9 protein-coding genes are annotated in these 12166 nt (G+C 62.2%); 5 read left to right on the top strand and 4 right to left on the bottom strand.

Annotated features, from left to right (window positions below; genetic code table 11):
- Nucleotides 1-39: 39 nt before the first annotated feature.
- The gene (locus tag BLR26_RS03455; RefSeq protein WP_045199475.1) at nucleotides 40-1455 is read right to left on the bottom strand and encodes an acetyl-CoA carboxylase biotin carboxylase subunit; all 1416 of its coding nucleotides are present in this window, start codon (nucleotides 1453-1455) and stop codon (nucleotides 40-42) included.
- A gap of 203 nt (nucleotides 1456-1658) precedes the next feature.
- On the opposite strand from BLR26_RS03455, the gene BLR26_RS03450 reads away from it, so the two are divergent.
- Nucleotides 1659-2606, top strand: coding sequence for a LysR family transcriptional regulator (locus BLR26_RS03450; protein ID WP_176794202.1), 948 nt, complete (start codon nucleotides 1659-1661; stop codon nucleotides 2604-2606).
- Here BLR26_RS03450 and BLR26_RS03445 read toward each other — a convergent pair.
- A complete protein-coding gene (locus BLR26_RS03445; RefSeq protein ID WP_045199472.1) occupies nucleotides 2548-2766 on the bottom strand; it encodes a PA3496 family putative envelope integrity protein in 219 nt (72 codons plus the stop codon). The genes BLR26_RS03450 and BLR26_RS03445 overlap by 59 nt on opposite strands.
- Nucleotides 2767-2868: 102 nt before the next feature.
- Entirely contained in the window at nucleotides 2869-3735 is an 867-nt protein-coding gene (hexR, locus tag BLR26_RS03440) for a transcriptional regulator HexR (RefSeq protein WP_038616018.1), read from the bottom strand.
- A gap of 104 nt (nucleotides 3736-3839) precedes the next feature.
- Between hexR and zwf the strand changes: the two genes are divergently transcribed.
- On the top strand, nucleotides 3840-5282 hold the full coding sequence (gene zwf, locus BLR26_RS03435) for a glucose-6-phosphate dehydrogenase (protein ID WP_045199468.1): 1443 nt from the start codon (nucleotides 3840-3842) through the stop codon (nucleotides 5280-5282).
- Here the strand turns inward: zwf and BLR26_RS03430 are convergent.
- Nucleotides 5279-8149 carry an EAL domain-containing protein gene (locus tag BLR26_RS03430; protein ID WP_093377881.1) on the bottom strand — a complete coding sequence of 957 codons (2871 nt, stop codon included), beginning with the start codon at nucleotides 8147-8149 and terminating at the stop codon, nucleotides 5279-5281. The genes zwf and BLR26_RS03430 overlap by 4 nt on opposite strands.
- Before the next feature lie 223 nt (nucleotides 8150-8372).
- Between BLR26_RS03430 and uvrD the strand changes: the two genes are divergently transcribed.
- The 3 genes from uvrD (at nucleotide 8373) to BLR26_RS03415 (ending at nucleotide 12119) form a co-directional block, all read left to right on the top strand.
- Nucleotides 8373-10556 carry a DNA helicase II gene (gene uvrD / locus BLR26_RS03425; protein WP_045199464.1) on the top strand — a complete coding sequence of 728 codons (2184 nt, stop codon included), beginning with the start codon at nucleotides 8373-8375 and terminating at the stop codon, nucleotides 10554-10556.
- A 195-nt stretch (nucleotides 10557-10751) separates the two neighbouring features.
- Entirely contained in the window at nucleotides 10752-11600 is an 849-nt protein-coding gene (locus BLR26_RS03420) for a Tim44 domain-containing protein (protein WP_045199463.1), read from the top strand.
- 111 nt (nucleotides 11601-11711) lie between these two features.
- Nucleotides 11712-12119 carry an SMI1/KNR4 family protein gene (locus tag BLR26_RS03415; protein ID WP_093377876.1) on the top strand — a complete coding sequence of 136 codons (408 nt, stop codon included), beginning with the start codon at nucleotides 11712-11714 and terminating at the stop codon, nucleotides 12117-12119.
- Nucleotides 12120-12166: the final 47 nt, after the last annotated feature.

The raw sequence follows: 12166 nt of genomic DNA, 5'->3' as shown, positions 1-12166 counted from the left end.
GACTTGTCGCTTGCAGCTAACAACTTGCAGCTGGCTTATTCATAAGCCCGCATGTGCGGCGATGGCGGCGGCGATGGCCAGGGCCAGCTCTTCGGGTTTGCGCTTGATCGAGTAGTTGGTCAGTTCCGGATGGCTTTCAACGAAGCTGGTATTGAACTGACCACTGCGAAATTCCGGATTGCGCAGGATTTCCTGGTAATAGGCAGCCGTGGTCTTCACCCCCTGCACACGCATGTCGTCCAGGGCCCGCAGACCGCGGTCCATGGCTTCTTCCCAGGTCAGCGCCCAGACCACCAGTTTCAGGCACATCGAGTCGTAGAACGGTGGAATGGTGTAGCCGGTATAGATCGCCGTGTCGGTGCGCACGCCGGGGCCGCCGGGGGCGTAGTAACGGGTGATCTTGCCGAAGCTGGGCAGGAAGTTGTTCTTCGGGTCTTCGGCGTTGATCCGGAACTGCAGGGCAAAGCCGCGGTGCTGGATGTCTTCCTGCTTGACCGACAGCGGCAGGCCGGAGGCAATACGGATCTGCTCGCGAACAATGTCGATACCGGTGATTTCTTCGGTGATGGTGTGTTCCACCTGCACCCGGGTGTTCATCTCCATGAAGTACACTTCGCCATCGGCGAGCAGGAACTCCACGGTACCGGCGTTCTCGTAGCCCACGGCCTTGGCCGCGCGCACCGACAGGTCGCCGATATAGGCACGCTGTTCAGGGGTCAGTTGCGGGCTTGGGGCAATTTCAATGAGCTTCTGGTTGCGGCGCTGGATCGAGCAGTCGCGCTCGAACAGGTGGACGACGTTACCGAAGCTGTCACCGAGGATTTGCGCCTCGATGTGTTTCGGGTTGACGATGCATTTTTCCAGGAACACTTCCGCAGAACCGAAGGCCTTGGTCGCTTCGGAGATTACCCGCGGGAAGGCTTGCTCCAGCTCTTCACGGCTGTTGCAGCGGCGAATACCGCGGCCGCCACCGCCGGAAGTGGCCTTGAGCATCACCGGGTAACCGATGCGGTCGCCTTCGAGCAGCGCTTCGTGGATATCGGCGACGTTGCCTTCAGTGCCCGGGGTCACCGGCACACCGGCCTTGATCATGCTGCGGCGGGCTTCGGTCTTGTCACCCATGCGGCGAATGACTTCAGCCGCCGGGCCTATGAATTTGATACCGCGTTCGGCACAGATGTCCGCAAGTTCAGCGTTCTCAGACAGAAAACCATAACCGGGATGCAGCGCATCACAACCGGTTTCCACGGCCAGGTTCACCAGCTTGCGCGGGTTGAGGTAGCCGGCCAGGGGCTCGGCACCAATGCTGTGGGCCTCGTCGGCACGTTTGACGTGCAAGGCATGGCGGTCGGCGTCGGAGTAGATCGCCACGGAACGGATGCCCATCTCGGCGCAGGCACGCACGATTCGAACAGCAATTTCACCGCGGTTGGCGATCAGGATCTTTTTTATCACTGGAGTATTCCCAAGGCCGCTAGAACAAACGAGCCGGCAACGCCGGTCGGCGCGTGACCAATCGTCGCTGGCCAGTCGCATCTTTACCCTAGCGCTGTCTCTGGATAAACAAAAATCAATATTTATTAGGGTGTGCATAAGCAAAAGCTTATAGTGCTGTTACAAGGTTTTGCCGGGGCTTGAGAGAAATGCGTAAGTCATTGATGCGTATGACATTGCGTCAACTTCAGATCTTCAATGAGGTCTGTGATTTGCGTTCCTACAGCCGGGCGGCCGAGGAGATGAACCTGACGCAACCCGCCGTTAGTCTACAGATCCGCCAATTGGAAGAACTGGTCGGCCAGCCGCTGTTCGAGTATGTCGGCAAGAAGCTCTACCTGACCGAAGCCGCTGAAGCGCTGCAACGCGCCAGCCGCGATATCTTCGGGCGCCTGGAGAGCCTCGACATGCAGCTCTCCGACATGCAGGGCTCGCTGCAGGGGCAATTGAAGCTGGCGGTCGAATCCAGCGCCAAGTACTTCGTCCCGCATCTGTTCGCGGCCTTCAAGCGTTTGCACCCCGAGGTCAATCTTACCCTCACGGTGGTCAACCGCGCCCAGGCCATACGTCGCCTCTCGGACAACCGTGATGACCTGATCATTATGTCCATGGTGCCCCAGGACATGGGCCTGGAGTTCCTGCCGTTCCTCAACAATCCGATCGTTGCCGTGGCGCCGCCCGATCATCCGCTGTGCAAGCTCGACAGCCTGCGTTTGCAAGACCTTGAGCCGCACACGCTATTGGTACGCGAACAGGGCTCGGGCACACGCAAGGCTTGCGAAGAGTACTTCAAGGAAAAGCGCGTGCACTTCACTCAGACGCTGGAAGTGGCCTCGGCCGATGCCCAGCGCGAGTGCGTGATTGCCGGCCTGGGCATCGCCCTGCTGACCCGCCATGCATTGAACCTGGAACTGGCCACCGGCGTGCTGCGCGAGCTGCCGGTCGAAGAGCTGCCGCTGTACCGCAGCTGGTGTGTGGTGCAGTCCAAGGCCAAGCGGCAATCGCCGGTGGCCCTGGCCTTTCTAGCGTTCATTCGCAGCGAACGTACACAGATCAGCGGGCTTGTTGAGCGTTTCTCGGGGATTCTGCCGCCGATACCTGCCACACGCTGACGGCCTGCAAATCGGGGTAGTCGGTGATGTCCTGCAGCAGACGGCGCTGCTCGGAGTAGCTTTCGATCGCGCGGCGAAACTCCATGCGGCGCTGGTCTTTTTCCTGCTGTTTGCGGGATTTGGCGTTGGGTTGGTACGAGCCATCGAATTCACGAGCCATTGCATATCTCCCTTATCGAGTGCGGGAGCTTCAGCCTGACGTCGTGGCATTACGGTTTGGCGGCGGGCCAATGACAAATCAATGAACCCGCGCCTACAGGTCTCAGTCGTCCATCGCCTTGATCGACTTGGGCGACAGGCGCAGGCTGCGCAAGCTGCGCTTGACGCTCTTGAGGTGGTTGACCAGGCTCGGCCCGCGGGCCATGGCCACGCCCATGGCCAGCACGTCGATCACCACCAGGTGGGCAATGCGCGAGGTCAGCGGGGTGTAGATTTCGGTGTCTTCGTGCACATCGATGGCCAGGTTGACGGTCGACAGCTCCGCCAACGGCGTCTGGCTCGGGCACAGGGTGATCAGCGTGGCGCCGCTTTCACGCACCAGGTTGGCGGTGATCAGCAGGTCTTTGGAGCGCCCCGACTGGGAAATGCAGATGGCCACATCGCCCGGTTTGAGGGTGACCGCCGACATCGCCTGCATGTGCGGGTCGGAATACGCCGCCGCCGTCAGCAGCAGGCGGAAGAACTTGTGCTGGGCATCGGCCGCTACCGCGCCGGAGGCACCAAAACCGTAGAACTCGACACGCTGGGCCTGGGCCATGGCGGATACCGCACGCTGCAAAGCCTGTGGATCGAGGTGCTCGCGCACTTCCATCAGGGTATGCAGGGTGGTGTCGAAGATCTTCAGGCTGTAGTCGGCAACCGAGTCGTCTTCGTGAATGGCGAACTGGCCAAAACTCGCGCCCGCCGCCAGGCTCTGGGCCAGCTTGAGCTTGAGGTCCTGGAAACCGGAACAACCGATCGCACGGCAAAAACGCACGATGGTCGGCTCGCTGATGCCGACGCTGTGGGCAAGGTCGGCCATGGAGCTATGCATGACGGCCGCTGGATCAAGCAGCACGTGATCGGCAACCTTGAGTTCCGATTTGCGTAGCAGATGGCGCGACTGGGCGATGTGTTGCAACAGATTCAAGGGCAGGACTCGGTTATGATCGACTGACCGGGTTGTAGCTTTCTTGTAGTTATACTACATGACCGGCGACCCGCCCAGCTAAACGAACTAGGAGAGTGGTGGTATTGACTATCCCTTGCGACATCATGGTGTTCGGCGGCACCGGTGACCTGGCCCTGCATAAACTGCTTCCGGCGCTCTACCACCTGTATCGCGAGGCTCGCCTGCACCCCGCCGTGCGCATCATCGCCCTGGCCCGCAGCAATCTGCCACGTAATCAATTCCTCAAACTCGCCGAACGCCGTTGCCGGGCACAGATTGCCCGTGCCGACTTCGACGAGGATGTCTGGGCGCGGTTCTCGGCGCGCCTGGACTACTTCCCCATGGACGCCTCGCAAAGCGCCGATTTCGTCCGCCTGGCGCGCTTTCTCGGTGAAGCCGGCGGCCTGACCCGGATCTACTACCTGGCCACCGCACCGAACCTGTTCGTGCCGATTGCCAACCACCTGAAAATCGCCGGGCTTGCCGATCACGATGCGCGAATCGTCCTGGAAAAACCCATCGGCCACTCGCTGGAGTCGGCCACGGCGATCAACGAGGCCTTCGGCGCGGTGTTCGCCGAGTCGCAGGTGTTTCGTATCGATCACTACCTGGGCAAGGAAACGGTGCAGAACCTCATGGCCCTGCGCTTTGCCAATGCCCTGCTCGAGCCGGTGTGGCGCAACAACCAGGTCGATCATGTGCAGATCAGCGTCTGTGAAACCCTCGGCGTCGAAAACCGTGGCGCCTACTACGACCGCGCCGGCGCCACCCGCGACATGCTGCAGAACCACCTGCTGCAGCTGCTGTGCCTGGTGGCCATGGAGCCGCCGGCACAATTCGAGGCTGAAGCGGTTCGCGACGAGAAGGTGAAGATCCTCAAGGCCCTGCAACCGATCACCGGCCAGGACGTGCAGGACAAGACCGTGCGCGGCCAGTACAGCGCCGGCAAGATCGGCGGCCAGGAAGTACCGGCTTACTACTTCGAAAAAGATGTCGACAACGACAGCGATACCGAGACCTTTGTCGCCGTAGAAGCCCACATCAACAACTGGCGCTGGGCCGGCGTGCCCTTCTACTTGCGCACCGGCAAACGCCTGGCCAAGCGCTCGTCGCAGATCGTCATTCAGTTCAAGCCGGTACCCCACCGCCTGTTCGACGGCGATCAGGCCAACCAGCTGCTGATCCAGCTACAACCCGACGAGCGCATCAGCCTGCAGATGATGACCAAGACACCCGGCAAGGGCATGCGCCTGGAGCCGGTGGAACTGAACCTCAACCTGGCCCAGGTATTCGGCCAGACCCGTCGCTGGGACGCCTATGAGCGGCTATTGCTGGATGTGCTCGAAGGCGACTCGACGCTGTTCATGCGCCGTGACGAGGTCGAGGCGGCCTGGGCCTGGATCGACCCGATCCTTAACGGCTGGCAGGAACACTTCCAGGCCCCGCGCCCCTACCACGCCGGTAGTAACGGCCCGGACCAGGCCCACAGCCTGCTGGCCCACCAGGGCCGCGCCTGGCACCTTTAAAAGCTGTAGCGGCTGGCCAGTAAACCGGCCAGTTCCTGCGCCGGCACCGGCCGGCTGATCAGGTAGCCCTGCACTTCGTTGCAGCCTTGCTTGCGCAGGAAGTCCAGCTGTTCAGCGGTCTCGACGCCCTCGGCAACCACCTGCAGGTCCAGGCTCTGGGCCATGGCGATGATTGCCCGGGTGATCGCCGCGTCCTCGCTGCCCTCGCGCAGGCCCCGGATAAAGGCCTGATCGATCTTCACGTAGTCCACCGGGAAACGCTTGAGGTAGCTGAGCGATGAATAGCCGGTGCCAAAGTCGTCGATCGCAAGCTTCACCCCCAGCTCATGCAATTGGCGGAAGGTGGCGATGATGTGCTCGACGCTGTCGAGCAACTGGCTCTCGGTCAGTTCCAGCTCCAGCAAGTGCGGGGCCAGGCCGCTTTCTTCCAAAACCTGGCGCACCAGGCTGACCAGCTTGCCCTGGCGCAACTGATATACCGACAGGTTCACCGACACGCGAATCGGCGCAAGGCCCATGCGCTGCCACTCGCAAGCCTGCCAGCAGGCCTGGCGCAGGACGAATTCGCCCATCGGCGCAATCAGCCCGGTTTCTTCGGCCAGGCCGATGAAGTCCGACGGCGGCACCATGCCCCACTGCGGATGCTGCCAGCGCACCAGCGCCTCGGCCGCATGCAGGCGGCCAGTGGCCAGGCACAGCTTGGGTTGGTAGTAGACCTGCAGTTGCCGCTCTTCGATGGCCTTGCGCAGGTGGTTTTCCAGCTGCAGGCGCTGCAGGGTGCTGGCCTGCAGGCTCTCGGTGTAGAACTGGAAGTTGTCGCCACCCAGGTGCTTGGCGTGCTGCATGGCGGTATTGGCCTGGCTGACCAGCACCGTGACATCCCGCGAGGTGTCGGCCAGCAGGCTAATGCCCACCGAAGCGCTGATCACCAGCTCGTGACCATCGACCCGCAGGGGCACGCGTAGCTTGTCGAGCAGGCGGCTAGCCACTCGCACCAAGCTCGACAGGTTGCTGTAGGCATCGAACAGCACGGCAAACTCGTCGCCGGAAAGCCGCGCCACGGTGTCGGCCTCGGGCATGGCATTACTGATGCGCTGGGCCATCTGCTTGAGCAAATGGTCGGCAACTTCATGGCCAAGGCTGTCGTTGAGCAGCTTGAAGCGGTCCAGGTCGATGTGCAGCAGGGCCAGGCCGCGACCGCTCTGACGCAGGCGCTCGCCGGCCTCGTGCAGGCGCAGGCGGAACAAGGCGCGGTTGGCCAGGCCCGTCAGTTCATCATAGTGGGCCAGGTAGCGCAGGCGCTCTTCAGACTCACGGCGCGCCGACAGGTCGGTAAAGAAGCCGACGATGCTGGTCAGGTTGCCGCGGGCATCACGTACACCGTTAAGCTGCAGCCACTGAGGATAAAGCTCACCGTTCTTGCGCGCCTCGACCAGTTCGCCTTGCCAGCTGCCCTGTTGCTCCAGGGCCAGTTCGATAGCCTGTGAATGCCGACGAGCATCAAGGCTGCACGCCAGCTCCAGCAACCGCCCTTGCAATAGTTCTTCGCGGCTGTAGCCGGTAACCCGGCAGAAGGCCTGATTGACGGCCAGCAGTACATAGTCAGGGTCAAGAATCACAATGCCTTCACTGGCGGCTTCAAACACCGTGGCGGCCAGGCGCTGCTGTTCCTCCTGGGCTTTTTGCGCGCTGATTTCCCGGCGGGTGCCGAGCATGCGCAGCACCCGCCCGCTGGCATCACGTTCCACCGCCCGGCCACGGTCCTCAATCCAGCACCAATGGCCCTGGCGGTGACGCACCCGGTAGTCGATGCGGTAGTCCTCGCTGCGGCCCTTGAGGTGTTCGACCAGGGTACGCTTGAGCAGCGGCACGTCATCGGGATGCAAACGTGGCTTGAGGTGCGCGAGCATTTCCTGGACTTGTTCAGGCTCCAGGCCAAACAGCTCGCGCAATTGCGTGTGGTGGATCTCGTCGGTGTCCAGGTTCCAGTCCCAAAGCCCCAGCTCGCTGGCCTCTAGCGCCAGGGCCAGGCGCTGCTCGCTTTTGCTCAGGGCCTGGTTGGCGACATCGAGTTCCTGGCTGCGCTGGGCCACCCGCGACTCCAGCCCAACCTGCGCCTCACGCAGCTGTTCCTCGATCAACCGGCGCTGTTCGACCTCCTCGGCCAATGCCTGGTTGAGGCTCTCGCTGCGGCTTTGCGCCGCTTGCAGGTGTTCGATCAGCTCCTGATTCTGAAAGCGTCGCAGCAATCCGCGTTCGATCAGCCGGTTGACCTGCCAGGCCACCACCGACAGCGCAATCAACAGAATCAGCCCAAGCCAGCCCCAGCCGCGCTGCTGTTCGTCGCCACTCCAGAACAGGAAAGCAATCGGCGGCAGCAGGCAGGGCAAGGTAAAACTGAGAAACGCTGGCAGGCTGACGGCATAGGCAACGCTGGCCGAAAGCGTCGCCGCCCCCAGCAGGCCAAACACCCAGGCCTGCTGGACGAAGTTGTCCACCGGCACCAGGGCAATCGCCGCGCTGGCCAGGGTCAGGCCGCTGAAGGCCGAACCGAGCAAAAACATCCGCCACCAGGTCGGCTGGGCTTGCCGGTCGGGCATGGCAGCATCGAAAGCGGCCACCTGGATCACCCGCAACGCCACCAGCGCCATCAGCCAGACCACCCAGACGCTGACCAGCAGGTAACGCGCCGGGTTCCATAGCAGCCAGGCACAGACAAGGCCGTTGAGCAGCATGAACAGGGTCGGCAGCAACGAGCCTTGATACAGCAGGCGGGTGCGCTCGACAGCCAGTTGCGGTGCGAAGTGTTTGCGAATACTCCGGCGCGCTTGGGCTGGGGCGCTCAGGGAGTCGGAACCGAGTGTCATAGGCGGTGTTCTTGTAATGGTTAGCCTTAAACGTGCACGGAGCATACACAAGCAAGCCCCTGGGCCAAACTGCTCTGGATCATAATTATTTCATCGCATTTCCCGACGGCAGGTGCTCAAGCACGCAGGCCTTGGGCTGCAGCCGGTGACCGGCCGGTCGTCAGCGCCAAGTTTTTCTACTGTATATTTGCCCAAGGGTCGCCTGCGCCCCTAAAATGGCCGGATGCGCGATGATCTCTCTCTCCTGTTGAACTCTCTCAACGACGCCCAACGCCAGGCTGTAGCTGCGCCGGTCGGTCGTCAGTTGGTCCTGGCCGGTGCCGGCTCCGGCAAGACCCGTGTGCTGGTGCATCGCATCGCCTGGTTGATCCAGGTGGTGCAGGCCTCGCCGCACTCGATCCTGTCGGTGACCTTCACCAACAAGGCCGCTGCCGAGATGCGCCAGCGTATCGAACAGCTGATGGGCATCAACCCGGCCGGCATGTGGGTCGGCACCTTCCACGGCCTGGCGCACCGCCTGTTGCGCGCGCACTGGCAAGAGGCCGGGCTGAACCAGAACTTCCAGATCCTCGACAGCGACGACCAGCAGCGTCTGGTCAAACGCGTAATCCGCGAGCTGGGCCTGGATGAACAGCGCTGGCCGGCGCGCCAGGCACAGTGGTTCATCAACGGCCAGAAAGACGAAGGCCTGCGCCCGCAACATATCCAAGCCAGCGGCGACCTGTTCCTGGGCACCATGCGCAGCATTTATGAAGCCTACGAGGCAGCCTGCCAGCGCGCCGGCGTCATCGACTTCTCCGAGCTGCTGCTGCGCGCCCTGGACCTGTGGCGCGACCACCCCGGCCTGCTCGAGCACTACCAGCGGCGCTTCCGCCATGTGCTGGTCGACGAATTCCAGGATACCAACGCCGTGCAGTACGCCTGGCTGCGGCTGCTGGCCAAGGGCGGCGACAGCCTGATGGTGGTCGGCGATGACGACCAGTCGATTTACGGCTGGCGCGGTGCCAAGATCGAGAACATCCACCAGTACACCGCCGACTTCCCTGACGCCGAGCTGATCCGCCTGGAGCAGAACTACCGTTCCACCGCCGGCATCCTCAAGGCGGCCAACGCCCTGATCGCCAACAACAGCGGGCGCCTGGGCAAAGAGCTGTGGACCGATGGCGGCGATGGCGAACCGCTGAGCCTGTACGCTGCCTTCAACGAACACGACGAAGCCCGCTACGTGGTCGAGAGCATCGAAAGCGCACTCAAGACCGGCCTGGCACGCAGCGACATCGCCATCCTCTATCGCTCCAACGCCCAGTCGCGGGTGCTTGAAGAAGCACTGCTGCGCGAACGCATTCCTTATCGCATCTATGGCGGCCAGCGCTTCTTCGAACGCGCCGAGATCAAGAACGCCATGGCCTACCTGCGCCTGCTCGAAGGCCGCGGCAACGATGCCGCCCTTGAGCGGGTGATCAACGTGCCGCCGCGCGGTATCGGCGAGAAAACCGTCGAAGCGATTCGCGAGCACGCGCGCCACGCCCAGGTTTCGATGTGGGAGTCGATGAGCCTGCTGATCGCCAACAAGGCGCTCAAAGGCCGTGCCGCCAGTGCCTTGGGCGCGTTCATGGAAATGATCGAGAACCTTGCCGCCAAAGTCCTGGAGATGCCCCTGCACCTGATGACCCAGACGGTTATCGAGCAGTCCGGGCTGATCGTCTATCACCAGGAAGAGAAAGGCGAAAAAGGCCAGGCCCGGGTGGAAAACCTTGAGGAACTGGTCAGCGCCGCGCGCAACTTCGAAAACAGCGAAGAAGACGCCGAATTGTCGCCACTGGCGGCCTTCCTCGGCCATGCCTCGCTGGAAGCCGGCGACGCCCAGGCCGACGAGCACGAAGACAGCATCCAGCTGATGACCCTGCACAGTGCCAAGGGCCTGGAATTCCCTCACGTCTTCCTGGTCGGCATGGAAGAAGGCCTGTTCCCACACAAGATGAGCCTGGAAGAGCCCGGCCGTCTTGAAGAAGAACGCCGCCTGGCCTATGTCGGCATCACCCGCGCCATGCAGCAGCTGGTGATGACCTACGCCGAAACCCGCAGGCTGTACGGCAGCGAGACCTACAACAAGGTCTCGCGCTTCGTACGCGAAATTCCGGCCGGCCTGGTGCAGGAAGTGCGCTTGTCCAACAGCGTCAGCCGCCCGTTCGGCTCCGGTCAGCAGCAGAACTCGAGCAGCCTGTTCGCCAACGCCAACATCCCGCAGACCGCCTTCAACCTTGGCCAGCGGGTGCAGCATGCGGTATTTGGCGAAGGTGTGATCCTCAACTTCGAAGGCTCCGGCGCCCAGGCCCGGGTCCAGGTCAACTTTGCCGAAGGCAGCAAGTGGCTGATGCTCGGTTACGCCAAGCTCGAAGCGCTGTAAAGCAGAAAATCCTGTAGGAGCGGGCTTGCCCCGCGATGCAATGTGACTTGCACGCCGCAATCGCGGGGCAAGCCCGCTCCTACAGCGTATTCAGATCATTCAGGCAAAAGCTGGAAACATTATGGCGCTGGTCATGTGTCCTACAACCTGTGCACCATGACGCGCGTGCAATCCACAAAACGGGAATACCCTTCTATGCAACGTTTTCTTAGCATCGCTTTGGCGCTGTGCATCGGCCTGACGATGAGTCTCGACGCCAACGCCAAACGCTTCGGCGGCGGCAAGAGCTCGGGCGCCGCGCCGACCCACCAGACCCGCCAGGCAGCCCCAGCTACCCCGGCTGCCTCGCCAACCGCGCCAGGTCGCGCACCTGCCGCCGCCAGCGGTGCTTCGCGCTGGCTCGGCCCGCTGGCCGGCCTCGCCGCCGGTGGCCTGCTGGCCTCCATGTTCATGGGCGACGGCTTCCAGGGCATGCAGATCTTCGACATCCTGATCATGGCGCTGATTGCCTTCCTGGCGTTCCGCTTCATCGCCGCCCGTCGCCGCAAGCAGCAGCCACAAATGGCCGCCGCCGGCCACGCGCCTTTCCAGCGTGAAGCGCACCAGCCTGCGCAGCCGTCGATCTTCGGTGGTTCGGCTGCACCTGCCGCCGCCCGTCCGGTAATAAACGCCCCGGCCTGGTTCAACGAGCAAAGCTTCCTGGCGGCTGCCCGCAACCACTTCCAGTCGCTGCAGCAGCACTGGGACGCCAACGAAATGGACAAGATCGCCGAGTTCGTCACCCCGCAGATGCTGCAGTTCCTCAAGCAGGAGCGTGCTGACCTGGGTGATGCCTTCCAGTCCACTTACATCGACGACCTGAATGTGCAGCTTGAAGGTGTCGACGACCGCGCCGACAAGACCATCGCCACCCTGACCTTCAGCGGTGTATCGAAGACTTCGCGCTTCGACCAGGGCGAACCGTTCAGCGAAAGCTGGAACATGGAACGCGCGCCGGGCGAGAACCAGCCTTGGCTGGTTGCCGGGATCCGTCAGAACGGCTGATCTTGAGGCATTGCACAAAAAACCCCGGGCTTGTCCCGGGGTTTTGCTTTTAGCGCAGCAGGCTACTAGGGTATAACGCGCAGCGTGTCGTAAAGGTTAGAGGATAGAACCGTGGAAGAAGTCATCGAACAGCTCCGAGAAGCCAATGAACCGGTACCGGTGCCGCTGGAGTTGCCGGACGAAGACCAACTGGTCGAAATCGAAGAAGAGTTGTTCATCAACATTCCGTTCGTCTTCAAGGAATTCCTGCTGACGGTCAGCGACGTGGTCTACGGCAGCCTGGAGCCGGTCACCGTCACCGACCCGCAGTCGCATACCTATTTGCCGGACGTGGCAGCCAATGCCTGGGACGCCGGCGTGCCGCGCGACCTGATCCCGATCTGCCAGGACGGCGACGACTTTTACTGCGTCGAAGAGGACGGCACCGTGGTGCTGTGGTCCGGCGAAGAAGAGATCGTTACCGAGGAAAGCTGGGAATCGGTCTGGCACTGGGCGCGGGACGTCTGGCTGGAAAGCTGAATGAGAAATACCCGCATAAAATAATGGCTCTTGGCTATTAATGCTCG

Source organism: Pseudomonas sp. UC 17F4 (assembly GCF_900101695.1).
Lineage (GTDB): Bacteria > Pseudomonadota > Gammaproteobacteria > Pseudomonadales > Pseudomonadaceae > Aquipseudomonas.
The sequence above is the reverse complement of the archived record's forward strand: the minus strand, read 5'-3'. Positions and strand labels throughout refer to the sequence as shown.

What these genes read in the sequence shown, in the direction of transcription:
- BLR26_RS03450 (WP_176794202.1), top strand. Translation starts at nt 1,659, where the DNA reads ATGCGTATGACATTGCGTCAACTTCAGATCTTCAATGAGGTCTGTGAT.
- uvrD (WP_045199464.1), top strand. Translation starts at nt 8,373, where the DNA reads ATGCGCGATGATCTCTCTCTCCTGTTGAACTCTCTCAACGACGCCCAA.
- BLR26_RS03430 (WP_093377881.1), bottom strand. Translation starts at nt 8,149, where the DNA reads ATGACACTCGGTTCCGACTCCCTGAGCGCCCCAGCCCAAGCGCGCCGG.
- BLR26_RS03445 (WP_045199472.1), bottom strand. Translation starts at nt 2,766, where the DNA reads ATGGCTCGTGAATTCGATGGCTCGTACCAACCCAACGCCAAATCCCGC.
- BLR26_RS03420 (WP_045199463.1), top strand. Translation starts at nt 10,752, where the DNA reads ATGCAACGTTTTCTTAGCATCGCTTTGGCGCTGTGCATCGGCCTGACG.